This is a genomic window from Rhizobium sp. CB2179, from assembly GCF_057653455.1.
In genome coordinates this window covers 34,990-57,052 of sequence record NZ_JBYGKR010000005.1, presented here as the reverse complement: position 1 = coordinate 57,052, position 22,063 = coordinate 34,990, and the positions used below count along the sequence as shown (strand labels likewise).

25 protein-coding genes and 5 pseudogenes are annotated in these 22,063 nt (G+C 58.9%); 18 read left to right on the top strand and 12 right to left on the bottom strand.

Annotated features, from left to right (window positions below; all coding sequences use genetic code 11):
• Nucleotides 1–18: 18 nt before the first annotated feature.
• Nucleotides 19–843 (top strand): AraC family transcriptional regulator, encoded by an 825-nt coding sequence (locus AC244Q_RS33840; RefSeq protein WP_012760476.1) that lies wholly within the window; start codon nucleotides 19–21, stop codon nucleotides 841–843.
• A 362-nt stretch (nucleotides 844–1,205) separates the two neighbouring features.
• Here AC244Q_RS33840 and AC244Q_RS33835 read toward each other — a convergent pair whose 3' ends face one another.
• Both AC244Q_RS33835 and AC244Q_RS33830 read right to left on the bottom strand, forming a co-directional pair.
• Nucleotides 1,206–1,973, bottom strand: a complete 768-nt coding sequence (locus AC244Q_RS33835; protein ID WP_026157731.1) for a Crp/Fnr family transcriptional regulator — start codon at nucleotides 1,971–1,973, stop codon at nucleotides 1,206–1,208.
• Between the two features lie 105 nt (nucleotides 1,974–2,078).
• Entirely contained in the window at nucleotides 2,079–2,393 is a 315-nt protein-coding gene (locus AC244Q_RS33830; protein ID WP_409934801.1) for a DUF6894 family protein, read from the bottom strand.
• A gap of 504 nt (nucleotides 2,394–2,897) precedes the next feature.
• Here AC244Q_RS33830 and AC244Q_RS33825 point away from each other — a divergent pair.
• Both AC244Q_RS33825 and AC244Q_RS33820 read left to right on the top strand, forming a co-directional pair.
• A complete protein-coding gene (locus AC244Q_RS33825; RefSeq protein WP_128408166.1) occupies nucleotides 2,898–3,146 on the top strand; it encodes a hypothetical protein in 249 nt (82 codons plus the stop codon).
• Nucleotides 3,147–3,261: 115 nt separating this feature from the next.
• Nucleotides 3,262–3,561: pseudogene (locus AC244Q_RS33820) on the top strand (YciE/YciF ferroxidase family protein); the annotation flags it as partial.
• A 227-nt stretch (nucleotides 3,562–3,788) separates the two neighbouring features.
• Here AC244Q_RS33820 and AC244Q_RS33815 read toward each other — a convergent pair.
• On the bottom strand, nucleotides 3,789–4,703 hold the full coding sequence (locus AC244Q_RS33815; RefSeq protein ID WP_003555351.1) for an NAD(P)/FAD-dependent oxidoreductase: 915 nt from the start codon (nucleotides 4,701–4,703) through the stop codon (nucleotides 3,789–3,791).
• A 287-nt stretch (nucleotides 4,704–4,990) separates the two neighbouring features.
• On the opposite strand from AC244Q_RS33815, the gene AC244Q_RS33810 reads away from it, so the two are divergent.
• From AC244Q_RS33810 to AC244Q_RS33800, 3 genes are all read left to right on the top strand, one after another.
• Nucleotides 4,991–5,188, top strand: coding sequence for a hypothetical protein (locus AC244Q_RS33810; RefSeq protein ID WP_003555350.1), 198 nt, complete (start codon nucleotides 4,991–4,993; stop codon nucleotides 5,186–5,188).
• A gap of 384 nt (nucleotides 5,189–5,572) precedes the next feature.
• On the top strand, nucleotides 5,573–5,875 hold the full coding sequence (locus AC244Q_RS33805; RefSeq protein ID WP_128408226.1) for a hypothetical protein: 303 nt from the start codon (nucleotides 5,573–5,575) through the stop codon (nucleotides 5,873–5,875).
• 31 nt (nucleotides 5,876–5,906) lie between these two features.
• The gene (locus tag AC244Q_RS33800; protein WP_012760481.1) at nucleotides 5,907–6,671 is read left to right on the top strand and encodes a Crp/Fnr family transcriptional regulator; all 765 of its coding nucleotides are present in this window, start codon (nucleotides 5,907–5,909) and stop codon (nucleotides 6,669–6,671) included.
• Here the strand turns inward: AC244Q_RS33800 and AC244Q_RS33795 are convergent, their stop codons facing one another.
• The 3 genes and pseudogenes from AC244Q_RS33795 to AC244Q_RS33785 form a co-directional block, all read right to left on the bottom strand.
• Nucleotides 6,672–7,238 carry a hypothetical protein gene (locus AC244Q_RS33795; RefSeq protein WP_245460731.1) on the bottom strand — a complete coding sequence of 189 codons (567 nt, stop codon included), beginning with the start codon at nucleotides 7,236–7,238 and terminating at the stop codon, nucleotides 6,672–6,674.
• Nucleotides 7,135–7,472 (bottom strand): annotated as a pseudogene (locus tag AC244Q_RS33790) (hypothetical protein). Before AC244Q_RS33790 ends, AC244Q_RS33795 begins: the two are co-directional and overlap by 104 nt.
• Before the next feature lie 94 nt (nucleotides 7,473–7,566).
• Nucleotides 7,567–7,839 carry an usg protein gene (locus tag AC244Q_RS33785; protein WP_003555345.1) on the bottom strand — a complete coding sequence of 91 codons (273 nt, stop codon included), beginning with the start codon at nucleotides 7,837–7,839 and terminating at the stop codon, nucleotides 7,567–7,569.
• 275 nt (nucleotides 7,840–8,114) lie between these two features.
• On the opposite strand from AC244Q_RS33785, the gene groES reads away from it, so the two are divergent.
• The 5 genes from groES (at nucleotide 8,115) to AC244Q_RS33760 (ending at nucleotide 14,025) form a co-directional block, all read left to right on the top strand.
• Complete coding sequence (groES, locus tag AC244Q_RS33780) at nucleotides 8,115–8,429, top strand: co-chaperone GroES (protein ID WP_128408227.1); 315 nt, start codon at nucleotides 8,115–8,117, stop codon at nucleotides 8,427–8,429.
• A gap of 45 nt (nucleotides 8,430–8,474) precedes the next feature.
• The gene (groL, locus tag AC244Q_RS33775; protein WP_003555343.1) at nucleotides 8,475–10,103 is read left to right on the top strand and encodes a chaperonin GroEL; all 1,629 of its coding nucleotides are present in this window, start codon (nucleotides 8,475–8,477) and stop codon (nucleotides 10,101–10,103) included.
• Between the two features lie 100 nt (nucleotides 10,104–10,203).
• Nucleotides 10,204–10,623 (top strand): hypothetical protein, encoded by a 420-nt coding sequence (locus tag AC244Q_RS33770; protein ID WP_017997414.1) that lies wholly within the window; start codon nucleotides 10,204–10,206, stop codon nucleotides 10,621–10,623.
• An 87-nt stretch (nucleotides 10,624–10,710) separates the two neighbouring features.
• A complete protein-coding gene (locus tag AC244Q_RS33765; RefSeq protein ID WP_128408228.1) occupies nucleotides 10,711–11,805 on the top strand; it encodes a glycosyltransferase family 4 protein in 1,095 nt (364 codons plus the stop codon).
• Nucleotides 11,806–11,814: 9 nt separating this feature from the next.
• Entirely contained in the window at nucleotides 11,815–14,025 is a 2,211-nt protein-coding gene (locus AC244Q_RS33760; RefSeq protein WP_128408229.1) for an amylo-alpha-1,6-glucosidase, read from the top strand.
• 1,071 nt (nucleotides 14,026–15,096) lie between these two features.
• On the opposite strand, the gene AC244Q_RS33755 is transcribed toward AC244Q_RS33760, so the two are convergent.
• From AC244Q_RS33755 to AC244Q_RS33745, 3 genes and pseudogenes are all read right to left on the bottom strand, one after another.
• Complete coding sequence (locus AC244Q_RS33755) at nucleotides 15,097–15,285, bottom strand: hypothetical protein (RefSeq protein ID WP_128408230.1); 189 nt, start codon at nucleotides 15,283–15,285, stop codon at nucleotides 15,097–15,099.
• A gap of 112 nt (nucleotides 15,286–15,397) precedes the next feature.
• Entirely contained in the window at nucleotides 15,398–15,787 is a 390-nt protein-coding gene (locus AC244Q_RS33750) for a nuclear transport factor 2 family protein (protein WP_128408231.1), read from the bottom strand.
• 69 nt (nucleotides 15,788–15,856) lie between these two features.
• Nucleotides 15,857–16,261 (bottom strand): annotated as a pseudogene (locus AC244Q_RS33745) (NAD(P)-binding domain-containing protein); the annotation flags it as partial.
• On the opposite strand from AC244Q_RS33745, the pseudogene AC244Q_RS33740 reads away from it, so the two are divergent.
• Both AC244Q_RS33740 and AC244Q_RS33735 read left to right on the top strand, forming a co-directional pair.
• A pseudogene (locus tag AC244Q_RS33740) lies at nucleotides 16,251–16,625 on the top strand (LysR family transcriptional regulator); the annotation flags it as partial. The pseudogenes AC244Q_RS33745 and AC244Q_RS33740 overlap by 11 nt on opposite strands.
• 133 nt (nucleotides 16,626–16,758) lie before the next feature.
• Nucleotides 16,759–16,992: a hypothetical protein gene (locus AC244Q_RS33735; protein WP_245460728.1), complete on the top strand. Its 234-nt coding sequence runs from the start codon at nucleotides 16,759–16,761 to the stop codon at nucleotides 16,990–16,992.
• A gap of 491 nt (nucleotides 16,993–17,483) precedes the next feature.
• On the opposite strand, the gene AC244Q_RS33730 is transcribed toward AC244Q_RS33735, so the two are convergent.
• Nucleotides 17,484–17,657: a LysR family transcriptional regulator gene (locus AC244Q_RS33730; RefSeq protein WP_244432298.1), complete on the bottom strand. Its 174-nt coding sequence runs from the start codon at nucleotides 17,655–17,657 to the stop codon at nucleotides 17,484–17,486.
• Between the two features lie 158 nt (nucleotides 17,658–17,815).
• Here AC244Q_RS33730 and AC244Q_RS33725 point away from each other — a divergent pair, with 158 nt between their 5' ends.
• From AC244Q_RS33725 to AC244Q_RS33715, 3 genes are all read left to right on the top strand, one after another.
• Nucleotides 17,816–17,992, top strand: a complete 177-nt coding sequence (locus AC244Q_RS33725) for a hypothetical protein (protein ID WP_164902435.1) — start codon at nucleotides 17,816–17,818, stop codon at nucleotides 17,990–17,992.
• Between the two features lie 168 nt (nucleotides 17,993–18,160).
• The gene (locus tag AC244Q_RS33720; RefSeq protein ID WP_003555338.1) at nucleotides 18,161–18,388 is read left to right on the top strand and encodes a hypothetical protein; all 228 of its coding nucleotides are present in this window, start codon (nucleotides 18,161–18,163) and stop codon (nucleotides 18,386–18,388) included.
• Nucleotides 18,385–18,828 (top strand): TA system VapC family ribonuclease toxin, encoded by a 444-nt coding sequence (locus tag AC244Q_RS33715; protein ID WP_128408232.1) that lies wholly within the window; start codon nucleotides 18,385–18,387, stop codon nucleotides 18,826–18,828. The genes AC244Q_RS33720 and AC244Q_RS33715 overlap by 4 nt, the downstream gene beginning before the upstream one ends.
• Before the next feature lie 190 nt (nucleotides 18,829–19,018).
• Here AC244Q_RS33715 and AC244Q_RS33710 read toward each other — a convergent pair.
• Nucleotides 19,019–19,488: pseudogene (locus AC244Q_RS33710) on the bottom strand (AMP-binding enzyme); the annotation flags it as partial.
• A 280-nt stretch (nucleotides 19,489–19,768) separates the two neighbouring features.
• Here AC244Q_RS33710 and AC244Q_RS33705 point away from each other — a divergent pair.
• Both AC244Q_RS33705 and AC244Q_RS33700 read left to right on the top strand, forming a co-directional pair.
• Entirely contained in the window at nucleotides 19,769–19,990 is a 222-nt protein-coding gene (locus AC244Q_RS33705) for a hypothetical protein (RefSeq protein WP_128408233.1), read from the top strand.
• 309 nt (nucleotides 19,991–20,299) lie between these two features.
• Nucleotides 20,300–20,863: a c-type cytochrome gene (locus AC244Q_RS33700; RefSeq protein ID WP_017997427.1), complete on the top strand. Its 564-nt coding sequence runs from the start codon at nucleotides 20,300–20,302 to the stop codon at nucleotides 20,861–20,863.
• A gap of 524 nt (nucleotides 20,864–21,387) precedes the next feature.
• Here AC244Q_RS33700 and AC244Q_RS33695 read toward each other — a convergent pair.
• A complete protein-coding gene (locus AC244Q_RS33695; protein WP_017997428.1) occupies nucleotides 21,388–21,648 on the bottom strand; it encodes a DUF982 domain-containing protein in 261 nt (86 codons plus the stop codon).
• Nucleotides 21,649–22,063 lie beyond the last annotated feature (415 nt).

Below are 22,063 nucleotides of genomic sequence, written 5' to 3'. Positions count from 1 at the left end.
AAGTGGAGATAATGCCATATGATCTCGAAATCGGGCCAACCTTCGAATAAGCCACCCTGCAGTGCCGCGATAGATCTAAGCCTCTTGCATGGGCCTGCGATGGCGATCAGGATGGACTTCGCCGACTATGAAGCCGAGGGGGTGCAGCACCAGCACCCGCAGGGTCAACTGATCCTGGCGCTCCATGGCGCGGTGACCTGCAGAGCGGAAAGTGGGGTCTGGATCGTTCCGCCCGACTGCGGAGTTTGGATACCAGGTGGCGTTCCTCACAGCAATCAGGTCACGTCCAATGCTCGTCTAACGTACCTGTTTGTCGAGCCCGGCGCGGCCATGCTTCCGGCTGTATGCTGCACGCTTTCGGTATCGCCGATGCTTCGGGAGATGATACACCGGGTAGCGGACCTATCGGAAAATCACGCCCGCGACGCTCATGTCGATCGCCTCGTGCGGGTCATGCTCGATGAGCTCGCGCTGATGCCGCGGGAGAGGCTGGAGCTGCCCGTATCTGACCATCCAAAGATCGCCCTGATCGCCGCGGCTCTTTTGGCAGACCCGAGCGACCGCCGAACCCTTGGCGAATGGGCTGAGCATGTCGCGGTGAGCGAGCGATCGTTGAAGAGGCTTATGGTCCAAGAGACAGGATTGAGCTTCGGCCGTTGGCGGCGTCAGCTACATCTGGTCATCGCGCTGCGGGAACTTGCCGGCGGTGCGACAGTCCAGCGGGTAGCAGGAGACTTGGGGTATGAATCCACGACAGCCTTCATCGTCATGTTCAGGAAGGCGCTTGGGACCACGCCATCGCGTTACTTTGCCGATCGCTCATTAATCACGGAGCACGCATGAGACGCCATATATTGCTGCGATTTGGTTTCATCGCAAACTCGCAGACTGGTTGCATGCATATGGTGAGGTTCTCCGGGACCGGGCTATTAAGCCTGTGCCCAGTTCGCGGAAGTTGCCAGACGGAATGCTTGCGCATGCCGAACCGATACGATCTGAGGGCCGAACAATGAATGTCGGTGCGATCCTTTATGCCGCCGACGCTCGGTTCCTTAGCGATACCCCTGGGATGCCCTTAGTGGGAGTGCTCAAAAAGGAACCCTCACTGTTGGGTCAGTTTTGGGAGATGGCGCGCGCGGGGACGACGTGGGATTATATTACGCGCGGTGCGGGTCGGTGCAAGCTTTGGGCCCTGGGGCGGCTGCTCAAAGCGTATGATGATGGCGATTGCCGTTTAGTTGGACGGGCAGAGCCGACGGCTGCGGCGAGTTCTCAATCAGCCGCTCGTATTCCTGCTCCGGCACACCATAGCAGCCGCCGGCGATTTCGATCAGCATGTCGCGATCCAGGATGCGGACGTTGCCGCGTGTCGATTTGATGGCGTGCATGCCTTCAAGGATGTGCAGCTCATCGGTGACGCCGGCTCGCCTGACACCCAGCATCAATGCCAGGAAATCATGCGTAAGCGGCAGATCATTGCCCTCGATGCGGTCGTGACACATGAGCAGCCAGCGCGCTAGGCGCTGATGCATGTTGAATTTCGCCGCAGCCAGCGCCGTGTGGGCAAGCTGCAGCTCGCAGGTGTGGACATAGCGCAGCAGCAGTTGCCGCACATCCGCGTTCTCAAGCGTCGGAAGAAAATCCTCCTTAGCGACCTGAAGCCCGTGGCCTGACACTTGCATGAAGGTCTTATTGGGCGTCCGATCCACGCCGAGGATAACGGGGTATCCGGCAATCCCTTCGCGGCCGATGTGGCGGACTTCGAGGCTTCTGCCCTCGGCGCTTTCGGCGACCATCGAGGCGAGGCCGCTTTCGATAAAGCAGACATGCTCGATCGGTTTGCGCGGCAGCATGAGTGGGCGTTTGACAGGAAGATCGACGGGTTCGAGGAACGGCGCCAGAAGCTCGAAGGCATCCTCCGGAAACCGCCGCAACAATCTGTTATTCACTCGCCTCTGCAGCAATTCTGTCATAACATCGCACCATCCGTCGAATGGTAAAACGAGAACCTACTCCTTTCGTTCGAAGGCTTCAGGCTCTGTGCGGTTTTGACAATTGAAACCGTTTGCGCGAGGGCGCTATTCCAGGCCGACAGCCGACCGGAAAGGAACGGTTGCGACCAGCGAGCCTTCTTCGGTCATGATCTCGAAAGTCGCTCCGTCTGCCGGATCGCCCCTGCGGATCCCCTCCGCCACGATTTCGCGAGCGGCCGCGACCGCTTCCTCCCGTGCCTGTTCAGGCGAAGCCAAGTCGATGCCTTCTAAATCTTCCTCGAAGACATCGTTCCGGCGGATGTGGAAAAAATACTTCGGCATGGTTTGCTCCACCAACGAGAATCCCACCGAACCTCTCGATAGCAAAGTTGTTCCACCCGGGCTGTCGATCGACCACATTCAAACCTAGCCGCATGAGACTCAGAAAAAAGCCCCGCGTAAAAGGCGGGGCGAGTTGGGGAAGTTTGGAGGAGTAGGCCGCGTAAAAGGAAACGGATGCGTGGCCCATCGGCCTTACTCTCGGCGGCCACTCTTGTTCCTTCGTCGGCAGATTTAAATCAGGAGGCCGCGCAGAGCCCGAAGGCATTGGATGAGAGGAAACACCAAACAACCTTGCCTCCGCGCGGCCATCCCCTGGGAGGGTGGATCGCGGAGAGTGCAAAGGGCGTTGTGCAAGGAAACATGGCTTCCCCTCCCGCGATCCGCCTTTCTAACCGGGCGCGTGCGATACCGGTTCCTGCGCGGTTCCGTACAAATCGTTGGAGAAGCGGATCGCCGCTGACTTGGCGGAGGCTCCCGGCAACCGTTCGCAACCGTACTGATGGTTGTCCTTGGGAGGTTAATGCAGTACCAGTTTTCCTATCGCGGTCCGGGCGAGTTGTTGCGACGCTCAAGGAGCATGAGATGGCGGACTTCAATCTCTCACTTCAGATGGACGACGTAAACGTGCTTTCCGATGCCGTCCAGACTTGGTACCGGCACAATCACGCTGCGCCGACGGAACAATCAATGCAGCTGCTTTGCAGCGCGGCCGTCGACCTCTATAATGAAGGACATAGGACGCGCGAGGAACTGGTCACGCTGCTGATCATGAAGTTTGATAGCCTTCACTCGCTGCAGGTAAACGCGCCATCGTCCGCGTCTCATCATTGACAGTGATATCGGCCATCGATGCGGAACGCCGGCTTATCGGTGTCGCTCATCCAACCTCCTGGAATGTCGAAGCCGATCGGCGAAACGCCAAGAAAAGCCCCGCCTTAGTTAAGACGGGGCAGGTTTGAGTGGCAAGACCTGCGAAGCCATCCAGGGTGTTATCGCCGAAGTCCAGGAGATCATGGAGGAATACAACGGCACCGTGGCCCTCGACGCTGGTCTCATTTCGTCTGCACAGGGTGTAGAACACTACGAGATCGCCCGCGACGGCACGCTGTTCGCATGGGCGAAGCAGCTGGGGCTTAAAGACGCCGTACCGCTCTTGCAAGCCAACCTTGGCGAGGAAGAAGTGACCGACCAGAAACTGACGCAGCTCGCCGAAGCGTCCGCGAATGTTAAGGGGAACAAGGCAGCCCGATCCCAACCAGAATGGAAAATGGCGCTCGACGAGCGCCCTTTTTTGCGTCTGGCCAGAACTTGTCACCCCACGCGAATCGGGTCAGGAGCACCTATTGACGTCCATCCGCCGCGTTCTCGGAACGCGTCGGCCAGCCTTCGTCGCTAATATGGCTGAGGTGCGACTTCCTTGACACTCATGCAACGTCGCTCAGCAATTAATTATACGCATCGGGCCCGCTGGGCTCAGCGGATCAATGCTGACAAATCGCTAAGATCATTCCGGATCGTCGTGGCCGCGACACCAGCCTGGCCCATCGCGTGGCTAATTTGATCCAGTCCAATCACCACGTCTCCAGCGGCATACAGGCCCCGGACGTTTGTGCGTTGGTGACCGTCGACGCAAATACATCCTTCCCCCGAAACCGTTGCACCCACCCCTAAGGCGAGCTCCGATCTGACGTCCGATCCTAACGCGGGGTAGATGGAGTCGAACCGATGCGTGCCCCTGCTTGTACGGATCGCGATCGCGCCTTGTTCGACATCGATTTCGAAAGGGCCACCCTTCACCAATATGCCCAGCTGCTGCAGCCGCGTCTCCTCGCTCGCCTTGAGTTCATGCTCGCCGGAGGGTGACACCAAAGTAATGTCACGGCTATAACTTCTGAGAAATACCGCTTCCTTGAACGCTTGGGAGCCTTGCCCGATGATCGCCACGCGTTTGTCCGTGACTTCGAAGCCGTCGCAAACCGGACAGTAGCGGATGAGCCCTCGTTTCACTGCCTCGTCGTGCTTGTCTTTTGGCATCGACGGCATGCGGTTCACAACACCTGTGGCGACGAGAACCGTTCGGGCCGATAAGGAGCCGTCGGCGAAAGAGACGACGAAATCCTTTTCTGCCTTGCGCAGTGCCGTCACACGTTTATCGTCGATTTCCGCGCCGTACATGACGGCTTGAGCGCGCATCCGGCGGAGCAGGTCCGCACCATTGATGCCGCTGGGGAAGCCGGCATGGTTATGGGACACCGGGATGTTGGCTGCCCGGCTGGTTCCGTCATCAAAAACAGTCACAGACAGGTGATAGCGCGTCAGGTAGATCGCCGCCGTCAGTCCGGCAGGCCCACCTCCGACGATGATGCAGTCTCTTTTTGTTAGATCCATTCCATCATCCATTATCGGTAACCGCCCTGAGGCGGAGGGAGCGTTTTGGAACACCGATCAGCGGCGATAGTTCCCGACGGCCGTGAATGGCGGAGTCAGGAGATCGAAATTATGGATATAGCGCTCATTGTCGGATATTGCCTCCGTCTGTTCCGTCTGCAGCTTCGTTCCGCAGGTCTGGAAGGTCGTTCGCACCGGGGACACCGAACGACGCCGCATCCCTGACCATCGCCGTCGGGAAATGGGCTGCTCTGAGAGACTGCCGTTCCAACGATGGCACCCTCAAAGTGCCGCCGAACGGCTCTGTCCAGGACACCAAAGCCGAGCAGGCAATCGAGGAGACACGCAAGAAACCAGTCGACGGTCAGGATCAACCCGCTGCAGGTCCTCATGACAAGGAGCACCTGCAGGACGAAAGCAAGACGCCCGGCGCCGGAGCATTGCCCGACAAGGGCGATGAGAGCGTGTCACCAGGAAGCGGTTAAAAAAGGACGCTCGACCCGATGGGGAGCGCCCGAACCATCCCGGCGACGTTTGCGGCGGAGGCCGGAGAGTGGTTGACGCGAATGTCGACCGAGTAGGGTTGCGAGGCAAGCGCGTCATGAACTAAGTGGAACGCCGGTTCATTCATCTCTTTTTGCACACAGGATAAAGCTGTGCTCGCCAGGATGATGCCAATGGCATGAGCTGAGCGCCAGACGCCCCGATGCCGTGCAGAAAAATGACGAGGTGATCGTAAGCGGCCATGATTTTCCGTAGCTTGCTGAAATGGACCGAGGGGGCTCACCGGAAGAAGGGGAGCCGCCCTCTCACCCCGACGCGCGAGCATCGAGGCGGACGCCGGCGGACATCTGCGGAGCTTCACGATTATGGGGTGGCCCGACATAGATGGGCCCGATCGCACCCTTCGCAAGCGCCCGCTCAAGGGCGGTACGCTACCAGACACTTCGCTCAAGGTGTTGAAGCGGCTTGGCAATCCACCCATATATCGGAAAACCCTCAAGGAACATTCCAATGGTAAGCAGGACAGACGCACTCTGACCGTGCAGGAACGCGCGGAAGCATTCGAGCGAACAAACAAGGCCGCGGCCGAAGCCGCTGAAGAGGAACGCAGACGACGCGAGGAGAAGAACGAACGCCTCCGACAGCTACGTGTCGCCTCTGAAAACTGAAGACCATTTTCAATCTTATACTGAACTCTTGATGGCTGTCATGCGTTCTGCCAAAAGCTATTTCGACGATTTTACCATGAACCAACTGTCTACATTGCCCGCTGGCCGATCGAACCTATTGCTCCGCGCCTTATCGCAAGCGGATGGGGATTTGCTTTGGGATCACCTCGAGCCCGTCGCCCTCAACAGGGGCGATGTGTGCATAGAGAGCCAGCGACCGCTGACCCACGTATACTTTCTGGACGGCGGCTTGGGTTCGACGGTAATGCCTGACGAGGTTTACGGCTCGGCCGAGATCGGTGCGCAGGGCTACGAAGGGCTTATCGGCGTGCCGGTCATCCTTGGCGCCATGCAAACGCCACACAAGACATTCATGCAGGTTGGCGGTCCAGCTAGACGCATAGCGGTCGCACCCCTTTTGAGAGCGATCGACGAGAGCGAATCCCTGCGAAAGCTTCTCCTGCGCTATGTTCACGTCTTCCAGCTGCAAGTCGGTCAGACCGCTTACGCCAATGCCCGCTACAACGTTGAAGAACGGCTCGCCCGCTGGATATTGATGTCGGCAGATCGTCTGGGGTCACCCCTTTCCCTCACCCACGACTTTCTGTCGCTGATGCTGGGCGTGAGACGGCCCAGCGTCACTGATGCAACCCACATTCTTGAAGGAGAGCGGCTCATCAAGGCCAGCCGGGGCACAATCGAGATCATTGACCGTGCTGGCTTGGCCAAACGGTCTAACGGTTGCTACGGTGTATCGGAAGCAGAGTACGAGCGGCTTATAGGCCCGTGGCGTTGATCATCCGCTTTCCGGAGTTGAAACTCCACCCTTGAAATCCATTTCCGATTGAAGCGCACGCATCAATCTTTCCACCTCTTCAGCGACGAAGTCTCGTTCAGCCGGATCTACCAAATCCGTCGCGAACGTCTCGTCCAAATAGTTCTGCGATAATTCTTTCCTTCGGCTTTCGAGGAAAGCTTCGAGCTCTTTTGGTTTAAGGAGGAGGACGAGTTCGAGTGCTGCGAGGGTTGCGCGCTCGACGGCGACAATGCGGGCGCGAAGACGGAGGATTTCGGCGCGTTCGGGTTTTATCTTCGTGTTCATCTGCCTTATCTCGATCAAAGCAATGGCAAAAGATTTGACAGCCGTCTCGGTTCCACGGCACCGTCGGCCCAACGGCTCGCCGCCGTGCGAGAAAAATGGCCCCGACCGTGTGAAAACGCTAACTGGCTGGGGGACGATCGTGAATCCCGTCATCGCCTCAAGATCGAAGTAACCGAGCTCGAACTGTGGATCCAGGAAGGTTGGCTTCAGCCGCAAACTCACGAGGACCAGCGCCAGTTCCTGGGATGCAGATCTCGCCAATCATGGCAGCTGCTTGCCGCAAGATACGTTCGGTGTTTGTCAAATCGTCACGAGCCAGCTCATTGGCGTTGACGCGGATTGCTTGCGCCATATTGGCCCAAAGCGCTGCAAAGTGCGGGTTACCTTCAGCAAAGGCCTCACGTGCCGTGCCCTCGAGGGCCGTAGCGACATCGACAAGACCTCTTCCCGTTCCTCGATGCTGAGGTCTCCGATATTCCTGATCTGCTCTTCCATATCATCTCACTCTAAACAGACCTTCGATAGCGACCGAGCTCGTGGAGCCTCGATCGCTCGGAGAATTGGGAAGAGAAAAATCCGGATTCAAGATTCAGTGCAGCTTGAACTCGCCGTCGACGCGCCGCCATTCGTTCGGGCCGATGAGACGCTGATGGGTATAGCGTACCGAGTGCAGAGGCCCGTCGAGATTGGCCTGCCAATAATCGAGGAACTTCTGCATCTCCGGGAAATTCGGCGCCAGATCGTAGTCCTGCCAGACGTACGCTTGCAGGACGGTTTCAAAATCGGGGATGTGATACAGGATATGCGCTGTAGTGAGGCCATAACCATTAAGTTGCCGCTCAAGATCCGACGAAAACTGCATGCTTCATCTCCTTTTCGTAACGTTGGACGGATGCCGCGAGTGCGCCCGGTCATCAACTGTTTTTCAAACGGAAACCCATGCCTTATTGTTCCTTTCCAGCACGTTAGCAGCCGACGTGCGAGATTGCTAATTTTTCTGCAGCACCCTCTTGAAATCGGAAAATCTAGAAAATAAATCTTTCGCGCGAAACGCTCGAAGAGGCTTCGCACCCGGCTGGACCGGTGATCTGGTTCGGCGCGGGGTCAACGTCATCTTGTTTGTCCATGGAGGAAAACATGTCGTTCAGACCGCTGCATGATCGCATTCTCGTCCGCCGCGTCGACTCTGAGGAGAAGACCAAGGGCGGGATCATCATTCCTGACACCGCCAAGGAAAAGCCGCAGGAAGGCGAAGTTATCGCCATAGGCTCTGGCGCTCGCAATGAAGCCGGTCAGATCCAGGCGCTCGATGTCAAGGTCGGCGATCGCATCCTGTTTGGGAAGTGGTCAGGCACTGAGATCAAGATCAACGGCGAAGACCTGCTGATCATGAAGGAAAGCGACGTGATGGGCATCATCGAAGCCCAGGCCGAACAGAAGCAGGCCGCGTAACACGCCGCTCATCAGTCAAAAAGCTGCCTATTGAAGGAGTGAACAATGGCTGCGAAAGAAGTCAAATTCAATACCGATGCCCGTGAACGCATGTTGCGTGGGGTCGACGTTCTGGCAAACGCCGTGAAGGTTACGCTCGGCCCGAAGGGACGCAACGTCGTAATCGACAAATCGTTCGGAGCGCCCCGGATTACCAAGGACGGAGTATCCGTCGCCAAGGAAATCGAGCTGGAAGACAAGTTCGAGAATATGGGCGCCCAGATGCTGCGCGAGGTGGCGTCGAAGACCAATGACCTCGCTGGCGATGGCACCACGACGGCGACCGTCCTTGCCCAGGCCATTGTCAAGGAAGGTGCAAAGGCTGTCGCCTCAGGCATGAACCCGATGGACCTGAAGCGTGGCATCGACATTGCCGTAGACGCCGTTGTCAAGGAACTGAAGGCGAACGCCCGCAAGATCACCAGCAATTCGGAAATCGCCCAAGTGGGCACCATTTCGGCCAATGGCGACGAGGAAATCGGCAGGTATCTCGCCGAAGCGATGGAAAAGGTCGGCAACGAAGGGGTGATCACCGTCGAGGAAGCCAAGACCGCAGAGACAGAGCTGGAAGTCGTCGAAGGCATGCAGTTCGACCGTGGTTATCTCAGCCCGTACTTCGTCACCAACCAGGACAAGATGCGGGTCGAGCTCGAAGAGCCCTACATCCTCATTCACGAGAAGAAGCTCTCCAATCTGCAGGCGATGCTTCCAGTCCTGGAAGCCGTGGTGAAGTCCGGCAAGCCTCTGCTGATCATTGCCGAGGACGTGGAAGGCGAAGCCCTTGCGACCCTCGTCGTCAACAAGCTTCGCGGCGGTCTGAAGATCGCCGCCGTCAAGGCCCCAGGCTTCGGCGACCGCCGCAAGGCCATGTTGGAAGACATTGCCATCCTCACGGGCGGTACCGTGATCTCCGAAGACGTCGGCATCAAGCTGGAGAACGTGACACTCAACATGCTTGGCCGCGCCAAGACGGTCTCGATCGAGAAGGAAAACACCACCATCATCGATGGCGTCGGCTCCAAGGCGGAGATCGATGGACGGGTCGCCCAGATCCGCGCTCAGATCGAGGAAACCACCTCCGACTACGACCGTGAGAAGCTGCAGGAGCGCCTAGCCAAACTCGCCGGCGGCGTTGCCGTCATCCGCGTCGGAGGCTCGACCGAGGTCGAGGTCAAGGAGAAGAAGGACCGTGTCGACGATGCGCTGCATGCGACACGTGCTGCCGTCGAAGAAGGTATTCTGCCCGGTGGCGGTGTCGCCCTGCTGCGTGCGGTCAAGGCGCTCGACGGTCTTCCGACGGCCAACGACGATCAGCGCGTCGGGATCGACATCGTCCGTCGGGCGATCGAGGCGCCGGTGCGTCAGATCGCCGAAAATGCTGGCGCCGAAGGTTCGATCGTCGTCGGCAAGCTGCGCGAAAAGTCGGAGTTGTCCTTCGGCTGGAACGCCCAGACCGGCGAATATGGCGATCTATACGCGCAGGGCGTGATCGACCCTGCGAAGGTGGTGCGCACCGCGCTTCAGGATGCGGCCTCGGTCGCGGGTCTGTTGGTCACAACTGAGGCGATGATCGCCGAAAAGCCGAAGAAGGATGCCGCCCCCGCCCTGCCCGCTGGGGCCGGCATGGACTTCTAAGGCCTGCGGGAAGGCCCGCGCAGGCCGTTACAGCGGGCCTTCCCTTACATTTCATATCCGTACCAGCCGTTCCGTCGAGCAACATCAATGGAGCCAACCTATGAGAAAGGACATCGAGAATACTCTTCCAAAGCAAGCCACCGCGGCCATCAGTGCTGCCCATCTCCTGCATCCGGCCAAACATTTCAATCACCCGCGGGACGTGCTTGCGGCCGAGGGCATTGGCAAGCAAGAGAAGCGGGCCATTCTCGCTTCGTGGGCATCCGATATATTCGCGATCGAATCCGCACCCGCCCTACGACTTTACCCCGGCACGGATAAGGCCGTCTCTTATGACGAGATCATCCAAGCGCTGAAACATCTGGACGAGGGCGATACGCGCGCTGGAGAGCAAGGTTTACCCGTTGCCGCCAACATCCACCGAAGCCAGCGCCGCAGACCACAACCACGCCGGATGGGCGGCTTCAGCCTGTGTAGCTTCCGGAGAGGAGACCGCCTGCGACAGCCATTCGAGATGTAGAAACGGCTTAATCTGCCGCATGCCTTAGCAAGGATGCGGATCTGATTTTTACCGTCGACTCTTTGCTCAATTGCGGAGGTTTTGCCGATGAAGATCGCCCAGATCGCGCCGCTCGCTGAAAGTGTCCCGCCCAAGCTGTACGGCGGCACCGAGCGCATTGTTTCATACCTGACCGACGAGCTGGTTCGGCGGGGTCACGATGTCACCCTCTTTGCCAGCGGCGATTCCGTCACCGATGCCAGGCTGGTGCCCTGCTCTGACGTCGCCCTGCGGCTTAATCCGGCCGTCAAGGACCACCTGCCGCATCATGTCGTCATGCTGGAGGAGGTCCGCCGCCGGGCGCATGAATTCGACGTCTTACACTTCCACATCGATCTGTTGCATTTCCCGCTGATCCGGGATTTTGCCGATCTTACCGTCACGACGCTGCACGGGCGGCTGGATCTGCCAGACCTCAGGCCCTTCTACAAGGCGTTCCCCGATATTCCGCTGGTGTCGATCTCCAACGACCAGCGCCATCCCATGCCGCCGGTCAATTGGGCCGGAACAGTCTATCACGGGCTTGCCACTGATGGCCTGCCCTTCACCGCCAAGTCGAAAGGCAATTATCTCGCTTTCCTTGGCCGCATCTCGCCGGAGAAGCGTCCCGATCGAGCGATCCAGATCGCGGCGAAAGCCGGGATGCCGCTAAGGATGGCCGCCAAGGTCGACAATGCCGACCAGGCCTACTGGGACACGGTGATCGAACCGATGGTCAAGAGCCATCCCAACGTCGAGTTCATCGGAGAGATCAACGAACATCAGAAGGCGGAATTTCTCGGCAATGCAGGTGCCCTGCTCTTTCCGATCGACTGGCCCGAGCCTTTCGGGCTGGTGATGATCGAAGCCATGGCGTGCGGGACACCCGTTATCGCCTTCAACCGCGGCTCGGTGCCTGAACTGATCGACCCCGGGCTCTCCGGCATCATCGTCGATACAGTCACGGAAGCGGTGGAAAACGTCGAATGGGCTCTGCGCATGGATCGTCACAGGGTGCGCGAAACGTTCGGGAGACGCTTTTCCGCAAGCCGCATGGCGTCCGACTACCTTGATATATACCGACGTCTGCCGGGAGTGCGCACCGAGACCGCTCGCATGCGCCGGTCCAATGGGACGGCTCCCGACCTTAACGTCGTCTCGTAAGGAGAAGCCATGTCGAGCGCGCTGACAGACAGCAACGGGATGCCGGCAACGTCAACGCAGTTGTCGCCTACGGGCCAGTTTTTCATTCCGGCCACCGCATCGCTGCAGGAGCGGCGGCCGCGCACCTTGAAGCACGGCGACACCTTCGCTGTCTTCGACCATAATGGCGACGCGCTTTCTGGGCCCGGCAGCCCCGAAGGCCTGTTTCACCGAGATACGCGGTATCTCTCACACCTCTCTTTGACGATCAACAGCACGCGGCCGATGCTGCTGTCGTCGACGCTCCGCGACGACAACGCGGCGCTGACCTGTGACCTCACCAATCCCGATCTCTTCGATAAAAAGGGCAAGCTTGCGCTCGCGCATGACCTTGTCCACCTGCGCAGGACACGCTTCCTCTGGGATAGGCGCTGTTACGAGCGGCTGACCGTCAAGAACTACGACGAACGGCCCCAGCAGGTCCGCATCGAGATCGCATTTGCAGCCGATTTCGCCGACCTTTTCGAGGTTCGGGGAACCGTCAGGGCAAAGAAAGGACGCTCTCTTCCAGCAGTGATCGAGGCGGACAGCATCCTCCTTTCGTATTTCGGGCTCGACGATCGAAAGCGGTCGACGCGTTTATCCTTTGATCCTACTCCCGATAGGTTGGCAGGCGATCTTGCCGTTTATGATCTTCACCTGGCCCCGCACGAGACCCGATCGCTATTTGTCGAGATCGGCTGCGACGAAGCCGAAGCCCGGGCACCGAACCACCTTTCCTTTTTCTTCGCATTTCGCGACGCCCGCCGCGCACTGCGCTCGTCCGCCTCGCGTGCGGCGTCGATCGTAACGTCCAACGAGATATTCAACGAGGTGGCGCGACGCGGTGTGTCCGACCTCCACATGCTGATGACGGATACGCCAGAAGGACCTTATCCCTATGCCGGCATTCCCTGGTTCAGCACGGTCTTCGGCCGTGATGCGCTGATTACCGCGCTGGAAACGCTTTGGCTCGATGCGCAGATTGCCCGCGGCGTGCTTGGACATCTGGCTGCCAACCAGGCGACGGAGTTCAATCCGGCCGCGGATGCCGAGCCCGGCAAGATCCTGCACGAGGTGCGCTACGGCGAAATGGCAGAACTTGGCGAGGTTCCCTTCCGGCGCTACTACGGCAGCATCGATTCGACGCCCCTGTTTGTGATGCTGGCCGGGGAATACCTCAAGCGCACCGGCGACCTTACCACTATCAAAACGGTCCTGCCGAATATCGAGGCGGCGCTGACCTGGATCGACGAGCACGGCGATCGCGACGGCGACGGTTTCGTCGAGTATGGGCGACTGAGCGAAGAAGGGCTGATCAACCAGGCCTGGAAAGACAGCCACGACTCCGTCTTCCATGGCGATGGGACCCTTGCCAAAGGTCCAATCGCGATTGCTGAGGTCCAGGCCTATGTCTATGGTGCCTGGAACGCTGCCGCTGAGATTTTTCGACGGCTCGAGCGGCCGGAACGGGCGGCAAAATTCCTGGCAAGGGCGGAAGGGCTCCGCCGTGCCTTCGACATCAGTTTCTTTGATGAGGAAATTGGCACCTACGCACTGGCGCTCGACGGGGACAAGCGCCCCTGCCGGGTCCGTTCCTCGAATGCCGGCCATGCATTGTTTACCGGCATCGCCTATCCCGAAAGGGCTGCGCAGGTCGCCCACACCTTGATGGGTGCCTCATCCTTCTGCGGCTGGGGTATTCGCACGATCCCCTCGACCGAGGCGCGTTACAATCCGATGAGCTATCACAACGGCTCGATCTGGCCGCATGACAACGCGATGATCGCCAGCGGTCTTGCACGTTATGGATATCGCGCTGAAGCAGCGCGGATCTTCGAGGGTCTGTTTGCAGCGTCGACCTACATCGACCTGCGCCGGCTTCCCGAGCTGTTTTGCGGCATGTCGCGCCAACGGGCGCAGGGTCCGACCTTCTACCCTGTCGCCTGTGCTCCGCAGGCCTGGGCCGCGGCAGCCCCTCTCCTGCTGCTGCAGTCATGCCTAGGTCTGGAGTTTGATCCGAACGGTCGGCAGATCAGCTTTGACGAGCCCACCCTGCCGTCGTTCGTTGATGATGTCACGCTGCGGAACCTGCGGCTTTCGAACTGCACGGTTGATGTCGCGCTGCGCCGGTCGGGGCGGCAGGTTGTCGTCAAGGTCATCGACCGCCGGGGCGACATCAAAGTGGTGTCGACCTCGTGACCGGGGCGATGATAGCAATAGGCTCACCTTCGCTCGGCCGGATTCGTCTCCAGGCCGATGCGCGGGAACTGAACGCTTTCGCGGTCGCTGCAAGAGAGACATATGTTCATTATTGCCCATGTTCCTGCCTATAATATCCGCTTTCGTCGCAGCGATGGCTACCGGCTCGATCGGCGGGCTTGTCGTTGAGCCGCAGGCGTCGGTTGGGAGCCCAGCGTGGTTGGACATGCGAGGGTTGGCGACGATATGGAAAGCCCGGCGGGTTATGCTTTTCACACGGAGAAGGCGGTGATCTCTCGAACGAGGAGAGATTTCGAACGCCGGCGCTACACGTGGAACATGGTATCAAGCGCACTTTAAACGACGTGATTATCCGCTGCGAGGAGCGGCGTTACGACGTCCTCCAAAGTGGACACACCCGGCGAGGGCCAGTTCGACAAATCGGACGTTGCGTTCCTTGAAAGCTTCGCCTCCATGCTCGGGGTCGCGATGAACGGGCAGAGCGGGAGGCGCGGCTTCGGGAGTCGATCAGACATCAGGAGGTGTTGACCGTGGAAGCGAGCCACCTCGACAGCAGTCAGCGTTTCCAACGCGCGGACTACTGAACGGCAGGACAGGTCCCGTGTAGCGCCGTCGGCAGGAGAGGTTTCCGGTCCTTGGCCGTTTTGATGAGGTGGAACCGAAACGGGCCACGTGTTTCTAATGGATCCATTTAGCTCGCGCTCTCGAATGTGGGTCGAAATTGGGACGTTGGTTGAAAGGGGTGAGCCTGGCTTCGCAACCTTAACGTGGATGAACTGAACGCGTCCTTTTTTGTATATTCTGAGCCTGGGCATATCTTTCGGCTCATTCGCGCGTCTATCGATTGTGTTCCGGCCCACAAATTTGGATGCCGATAAGGGGTGAATTTTCATGCCGATTGACAGGTAGAGACCGCTGCCATTCCGCGCTGCGGCACTGGATTGCGGAGGAAATCCGACGGCTTTGGTCGAGCACATATTGCCTTCATCGGGCGCGCTCATGCCCCCCCCCCGAATAGTAGTTCGCCAGCGATACCTTGTCGGCCACGCCTCACCACGCTCGAGATGATTTCGTTTCGGCACCCAGGAACGAACCTGAGACCAGCAGCGTGCCGCCGAAAAAGCTCAGAGCAGCGCAGAGGCCGAAAACGGAATGATAGCCGAACAGTTCCGCCCAGGTTCCGGTGGCAATGCCGGCGACCAGCCAGCCCGCGTTCGTCGTATTGGCATTTTCGAACATTGCAGCAATGCACCCGAGCCCGTTTCAGAACTTCGCCGAACGATGCGCGACGTCGGAGTGATATTCGATGAAGCGTCTCGCGACGGCTTGTGGTGCTCACGTAACGGGGCCATCAGTCTCGGAGGCTCGCGCCAGTGCCGATGTACTCACGGATCTTCGTAATTTTGCCATCTCGCACGGTCATGTCAAAGACCCAATCGTCGTTGTACGGCTTGTCCGTTGCGTAGATTTTTCCCGTAGCGACGCCGATCACCATGACCCGGTCACCCTGGGCCACGAATTCCGGTGGCTTCGGATAGGCCATTTCCACTTCTTCGGATGCCTTCTTCAGCACGGCCGCCAATTCCGCATGCCCGCGGTGTGTGCCGGCCAAGGGCCAGTTCCGACCGGGAATGATCCACTCAATATCGTCTGCGACCAGCGCCAGCAGATCGTGCTCTTTGTAGCTGCCTATCGCTGTGAAGAAATCCTTCACAATCTGGACATTCTTTTCGACGCTCATCGTATCTCTCCTTCACTGTCTGTCGTTGGGCTCGAGGCGGGACCGCATTTCATCTGCGATCCCGATTGATCAATCGAACTTGATCAGGTCCTTGAAAATCAGCTGGCCCCATGTGTTTCCACGCGCCTGCACGAGCAACCCGCCTTCCGAAAGCCCGCCAGGCTTGATCGGAGCGAAGCCGAGATTTTCCGCAAGCGTGGAAATCGCCGCCGCGGCAGCGTCATCGTCGCTTGCCAGAAACACGGCTCTCCTGCCGCCCTTCACAGCGGGATCCTGGGCAAGGGAGGCTGCGCCCAGATGGTTGAAGCCCTTGACTAAACTTGCACCAGTGAAGGCCTGCGCGTTGAATTTTGAAGACGGTTGTCCGCCCAGTTCCTCTGGAGGCACACCGTAGGCATTGGTCACATCGACGATGGTCTTGCCATCCCAGGTCGGAAGCGCCTTTGCGACATCCGGGACGGCGTGGATCTCGAAGAACATCGAAGGCGTGCCGGAGTGGGCTCGCGGCGATGTTGTCGAAGTCACCGGCGCCCCGTTCCGTGTCCTGGAAGATGCAGCCCACCTCGAGGCGATGCGCCTGGGACTGGGGATATCGGCGCTCCCCAGCTTCGTGGGAGACGGTGAGCCGCTGTTCGTCAGGGTTCCAGGCACACGTCTCGGCCCCCATGGAACCCTATGGGTGCTGACACAGGGTGAGGCGCGCAAGACCAAGCGTGTTCGCCTCTTCACGGAGTTCATATCGGAGAGACTGCGTGCCCACGCGGAATTGCTTGCCGGCGAGATAAATCCCCACGACCATTTGGCTAAGCAGAACTTGCGAATAGCGAACAGCTTGTAGGATGCATGAGGACTAATAGCCCATCGACCTTGAGGCTCGAGCGGCAAGGCACACAGGAATGCCGGGATCGGAAACGCTGCGGCGTCTTGCCGACTGCCCCTACGTGTCCGAAATCCCAAGGACGGAGTATCCTATGAATATGCAGGCGGAAGCTGGTGCCTCAAGTCGCGTTTCGGCTGAAGATGGCGGGATCCCTCGCTCTATTGCCGATCATGGGGTGCTCGGCGATCTCGCAACTCTGGCGCTCGTCGCCAAGGACGGCGCCCCGACGATCTTTGCCGCCCTATCTCGATCCCGGTGGCCGACGAGCGATGCCAACCTATCACCAGGCCTTGATCGGCCATTGCCGCTTGCAGCGCCACATTGAACTTTCCAAATCTGCGGCCGACCTGGCCGCGATGAGGAGCACAGGCTCGAAGAAGTGCCTCTTCCCAGCCCACCCAGTCGGGGCCGAGCCAGTCAGCATTCAGTAGCGGCAGTTCGCCGAGTTCGGTTCTCGTCGCTTGCCGATTTTGTTCAGCGAAATTCGGACTGCACACGGGATAGGCGCAGTCATCGAACACGAATTCTGCCGTCTCGTCGATCCAGGCGCCAAGGCCATACCGCACCCTCAACTCCACTTCGGCCCGGCGAAAGTTCTTCACGTCGTCGAAATGAGATGGTCTACCATTACCTCCTGATGGCTGCGCCAGAAGTCGGGCATTCGCGGGATCAGCCACATGGTGGCGAAGACGTCGCTGCAAGCGAATGTCACGTTGCGCGCCCTATCCCCGCGCTTTATCGATTTGACGACGTCAGAGGTCCGGGAAAAGGCGCTTGCCAGCACATTGTATAGCTCCTCCCCATGGGTCGTTAACGTCACTTCTGTCCCTTGCGAATGAATAGCTGGACTCCGAGTTCGTCCTCTATCGCCTTGACCTGCCGGCTGACGGCCACCGGCGTGATGTCGAGCTCATTTGCCGCCACGGTGAGGCTCGAATGGCGGGCGGATGCCTCGAAGATCGCGAGCGCCTTTAACGATGGGAAGTCCACAATAGCGCCGTACCACAGTTGAAACTCCGTTCGTTCTCAACCTTCGCCTTCCGTGACGAGGAGGATATGCCTTCAGCAAAAGCCCAAGGTCACGTGATGCTGCCTCTCTACCAGACGACGAAAGACAAGGCGATGCCCGAAGTCAACGGCCTCGCCACTTGCTGCAATGTACGGTGCTGCTCTGGGCGATCGTCCTCGGCTACCTCTTCTTCAACGATATTCCCGGTGCACGGATCATCATCTGCGCCGCAATCATTTCAGTTGCGGGGCTCTTCATCCTACACCGGAAGAATCTGAAGGAGACGGTTCCGGCTACGGGCGGTTGGGCGGCTTGAGCAGGTTCGAACCGGAGACCCGTGGTTTGCGCGCATTTGAGAACCTGATCGCAACCGTTTCGCAGGTGAACAGATTGGCGTAGTGGTGCGTTCTTTCGGTACCCACCTTGAGAAGACCGACCACTTGCTTTATATGATGCGTGATGATTGATGCGCGATGAGACGAAGATGAGAACGACCTTGGCAATCGACGACGATGTGCTGACCGCCGCAAAAGCGATGGCAACCCAGCAGCACCGGAGCGTCGGCGAGGTCATTTCCGAGCTGGCGAGACGTTCTCTGCGCCGACCGCCGAGCAGCGGCGAGCGCAATGGCATTCCTCTCTTGTCAACACGGCCGGATACGCCGCCAGTGACGCTCGAAATCGTGAACGCCATGCGTGACGAACTGCCGTGACTTTCCTGCTCGACGTCAATGTGCTGATTGCCTTAATCGATCCGGGCCATGTAGCCCATGATGATGCGCACGAATGGTTCGCGGCGATAGGTCAGAGCGCGTGGGCTACCTGCCCCATTACCGAAAATGGTGTCATCCGGATTGTCGGCAACCCTAAATATCCCAACTCTCCCGGTTCACCGTCACTCGTGATGGAAATTGTCCGCAAATTGCGGTCGCTCCCCGGTCACAGTTTTTGGCCGGACGATGTGAGCCTTGTCGGGTCAGGTGATATCGCTCCCGCGAAAATTCTAACATCGGGGCAGGTAACTGACACCTACCTGCTCGCGCTCGCCAAGGCGCGTGGGGGCCAGCTGGCAACCTTCGATCGCAAGCTGTCAGCAGCAGCGGTTACAAGGGGCAATTCTGCCTTGCACCTGATCACCACGAGTAGATCGTGAGTTCCCGTCAATCCATTATGCGATCTGCCTGGTTTGCAACGTGAACCCCATAGCAACAAGTCGGACGCCGGCCTCGAAGCTCTCGCCCTGCCAGAATCATTGACCCCGCTATTGGTCGGTGGCGTAAAGGGTATTTATGGAACTTCGATGCGATGTAATTGAGCCGGTCGACATCGCTCCATCGCCTGTGTTACGCGCCGCCACCTGTCTTGTTCTGCCGGTTGGCGATCAGATCGTCGACGACTGCCGGATCGGCAAGCGTCGAAGTGTCGCCGAGAGCACCGAAGTCGTCTTCGGCAATCTTGCGCAGGATGCGGCGCAGGATCTTGCCGGAGCGGGTCTTCGGCAGGCCGGGGCGCAAACTGGATCTTGTCTGGTGCGGCGATCGGGTCAATTTCGGCAACGCATATGCTTCACCAGATCCTGGCGAAGCATATCCGATCCCTCGTGACCGGCCATCAGCGTCACGTAGCAATAAATACCCTGGCCCTTGATCGGATCCGACGACCGCGGCTTCCGAGACCAGATTGTGCGAGACGAGAGCGGATTACACCTCCGCCGTGCCGACCCGGTGGCCGGAGACGTTCAGCACGTCGTCGACGCGGCCGGTGATCCAGTAATAACCGTCCGTCCGGTGAAATACTTGCCCTTTCCAGTCGAAACAGCGGCCTATGCCTTTTGTCAGCGACTTCCTCATCAGACATCGGCAGCTCGCCGGCGAGGAACTTGGTGCCGAAAAGCGGCTTGCGGCCAGGTCATTCAGCTCGGTTTCACCGAGCCCAACAGCGCGCCCAACCCGCTCGTGGGCATATCGTTCAAAGGCGCTGTCGGTTTCGGCGGCAACGCAGAGGATTGCAATTTCGCGGACGCGGTCGCTTAATCGAGTCCCGTAGCGGATGGCAGCGCCCAGCTCCTGAAGGGGTAGACCCAGGGCGGGAACATGAAGCATAACACCGGAACCGGCTTAAAGCTTTGGGAAGGAGGATTTTCGCGCTCTTCGATCCGCGGACCGGCGGGCAACGAGCTCGTTATAGCGGTGACGCATGCCCTGGACATCGATCTCGCCTTCGATCCAGAGCTCAACCAGGGTCATGTACTCCACGTCGTCGTCAATTGGCATGCCGCGCTCCCGCGCCCGCGCGATAGTGCGTTCCGCGATTGACCTTCGTGAATGCAAGAAAATCCTCTTCGCCCCGAGCCATCATTAGTCACAGCTGATTAGCAGGCTGTTGATTCGTTCGCCAGGTGAAAACGATATATCCACGCCTCGTTTTAGTGTTTTTCGGGGGCTCGGGGAACTCTTCCGACTTCTATGCGTTCGAGGGTCGGATCTAAGGTTTTTTGGCCTTCGTCGATCCCTCTCATGTACGCTCACTCGCCCCGCAAGAAAAGCGGGGCTCTTTTTGACGCTTCCGCGCGATTTGAAGATGGTCCGGTTTATGGTCTGCCGGCTGCAAGGGGAGCATTGCGGATGAATTCATACGTCAATACGGCCGTCGGGGCGCTGCTCGGAACGATTTTCGTTCTGATGTCGGTCTCTATCGCGTCCGAAGGGATCTTCCATTCCGAAGCACCGGAAAAGGAAGGTTTCGCGATCGTTGCCGAAGAGGCGCCCGCCGCTGGCGGCGAGGCTGCGCCTGCCGTTGCCGTTCCGATCGCGCAATTGCTCGCTTCTGCGGATGCCAAGGCCGGTGAAACGGTCTTCAAGAAGTGTCAGGCCTGTCATGACGGCACCAAAGGGGGACCGAACAAGGTCGGTCCCAACCTCTTTGGTGTCGTAGATCGCCCGATCGCCTCGCATGCAGGCTTCGCCTATTCCGCTCCCATGAAGGATTTCTCCAAGGGCAGCAGCGAGAAGTGGACCTTCGAAAACCTCAACAAGTTCCTGCTGGCGCCCAAAAAGGATGTTCCCGGTACCGCCATGGGCTTTGCCGGTTTGGCGAAGGATCAGGACCGCGCCAACGTCATTCTCTACCTGCGCACGCTCGCCGATTCGCCGGTGCCGCTGCCTGATCCGAACGCCGCCACCCAGTGACGCGGCAGACAATCGCATTCCATCGAAGCCAGCCCGGCAAGCCAGGCTTTCGTCGTGCAGAGAAGATCAGCCACGGAACGAAGAAGACGCTGGTGGAAAGGCCATCGATGCATCCTCCCTGGCGTCGAACCGTGCATCCTCAAGGCTCGAAAGCTCGGTTCCCTCCGAGTCTCTCGGAGCGATCTCCGGGGATTCCAATGTTTCCTTGGAAGCTAAGGGAGGTGATCTTTCGTCAGGAATGGCCGGCATGCTGGGGTCGATCGCAGTCATATCAGCCGTGTCATTACGACCCTAAACGCGGCGGTTGACCAACCCGAAACGTGGGAGGATGGTAGAGGCTATTTTCGGAAGACGGCGAGGTGTCGCTTCAGCTGCAATGCTTACGTGCGACGTCAATTCGATGAGTGCTTGCCGGTCTATGGTTAGTAGTCAGAGCCCAGCCAACTATTGCCGGCCCCGAGAGACTGTCGCCATAGTGGTCTTCCCCGGCCGCGATCCAACACCAGCGATCCCGGGACGAACGCTCATGATAGCACCTTGGCTGCGACAGCAGCATCTATGAACGTCCTGCGAGCGAGTTCAGCGTTTCCGTGGTGCATGATGGCGTCTGCGCATCTGCACTTCGCAGCCGCGAACTGCGGTTGAGATTGCGATGGCCAACGATGAGTCAAGGCTTCCAGTGCGGCCTTAGGTCCGTCGATACGCTCAAGGAAGCCATTGCCTATGCGAACGAACACGGGAACTCCCCATCTGATGTGCGGGTCAGCTTTGATGACCGTCTCCATTGACGGGCCTCCTTCTGCGTATGATGCCAGCTAAACGAACCTTCCTGTTTCGCGCCAGTTCCCGTTCCGTCGACGTCTGTGCGCAACCGGACACGCAACAACAATAAGGGGAGAGAAAGCCGCGATACCTGATGGCCGCACAGCAGCAGGGTACGACCTGGCCGGGTGCGGAATGCAACTCTTTCGAGGCGGAGCCTTCCGGCTCGGGGGAATCAAAGCATTCCGAGTAGCTTCCATGAATGTATGCCGCGGCAGGTTGCCGCAGCACGGTCCCGGTCCGGCGGAAGTAGGCAACCGAACTACGCGATCGGCTGCTTCAGAAACGCGAGCGTCTTCTCCGCCCTGAAAAGGATATCGTGTGACCGACTACTGGTTCTATATGCAGATCCACCTTGATGCCAGCCGCTCCGAGCTG

What these genes read in the sequence shown, in the direction of transcription:
- AC244Q_RS33840 (WP_012760476.1), top strand. Translation starts at nt 19, where the DNA reads ATGATCTCGAAATCGGGCCAACCTTCGAATAAGCCACCCTGCAGTGCC.
- AC244Q_RS33835 (WP_026157731.1), bottom strand. Translation starts at nt 1,973, where the DNA reads ATGACAGAATTGCTGCAGAGGCGAGTGAATAACAGATTGTTGCGGCGG.
- AC244Q_RS33830 (WP_409934801.1), bottom strand. Translation starts at nt 2,393, where the DNA reads ATGTGGTCGATCGACAGCCCGGGTGGAACAACTTTGCTATCGAGAGGT.
- AC244Q_RS33825 (WP_128408166.1), top strand. Translation starts at nt 2,898, where the DNA reads ATGGCGGACTTCAATCTCTCACTTCAGATGGACGACGTAAACGTGCTT.
- AC244Q_RS33815 (WP_003555351.1), bottom strand. Translation starts at nt 4,703, where the DNA reads ATGGATCTAACAAAAAGAGACTGCATCATCGTCGGAGGTGGGCCTGCC.
- AC244Q_RS33805 (WP_128408226.1), top strand. Translation starts at nt 5,573, where the DNA reads ATGGGGTGGCCCGACATAGATGGGCCCGATCGCACCCTTCGCAAGCGC.
- AC244Q_RS33800 (WP_012760481.1), top strand. Translation starts at nt 5,907, where the DNA reads ATGGCTGTCATGCGTTCTGCCAAAAGCTATTTCGACGATTTTACCATG.
- AC244Q_RS33785 (WP_003555345.1), bottom strand. Translation starts at nt 7,839, where the DNA reads ATGCAGTTTTCGTCGGATCTTGAGCGGCAACTTAATGGTTATGGCCTC.
- groES (WP_128408227.1), top strand. Translation starts at nt 8,115, where the DNA reads ATGTCGTTCAGACCGCTGCATGATCGCATTCTCGTCCGCCGCGTCGAC.
- groL (WP_003555343.1), top strand. Translation starts at nt 8,475, where the DNA reads ATGGCTGCGAAAGAAGTCAAATTCAATACCGATGCCCGTGAACGCATG.
- AC244Q_RS33770 (WP_017997414.1), top strand. Translation starts at nt 10,204, where the DNA reads ATGAGAAAGGACATCGAGAATACTCTTCCAAAGCAAGCCACCGCGGCC.
- AC244Q_RS33765 (WP_128408228.1), top strand. Translation starts at nt 10,711, where the DNA reads ATGAAGATCGCCCAGATCGCGCCGCTCGCTGAAAGTGTCCCGCCCAAG.
- AC244Q_RS33760 (WP_128408229.1), top strand. Translation starts at nt 11,815, where the DNA reads ATGTCGAGCGCGCTGACAGACAGCAACGGGATGCCGGCAACGTCAACG.
- AC244Q_RS33755 (WP_128408230.1), bottom strand. Translation starts at nt 15,285, where the DNA reads ATGTTCGAAAATGCCAATACGACGAACGCGGGCTGGCTGGTCGCCGGC.
- AC244Q_RS33750 (WP_128408231.1), bottom strand. Translation starts at nt 15,787, where the DNA reads ATGAGCGTCGAAAAGAATGTCCAGATTGTGAAGGATTTCTTCACAGCG.
- AC244Q_RS33735 (WP_245460728.1), top strand. Translation starts at nt 16,759, where the DNA reads ATGAATATGCAGGCGGAAGCTGGTGCCTCAAGTCGCGTTTCGGCTGAA.
- AC244Q_RS33720 (WP_003555338.1), top strand. Translation starts at nt 18,161, where the DNA reads ATGAGAACGACCTTGGCAATCGACGACGATGTGCTGACCGCCGCAAAA.
- AC244Q_RS33705 (WP_128408233.1), top strand. Translation starts at nt 19,769, where the DNA reads ATGAAGCATAACACCGGAACCGGCTTAAAGCTTTGGGAAGGAGGATTT.
- AC244Q_RS33700 (WP_017997427.1), top strand. Translation starts at nt 20,300, where the DNA reads ATGAATTCATACGTCAATACGGCCGTCGGGGCGCTGCTCGGAACGATT.
- AC244Q_RS33695 (WP_017997428.1), bottom strand. Translation starts at nt 21,648, where the DNA reads ATGGAGACGGTCATCAAAGCTGACCCGCACATCAGATGGGGAGTTCCC.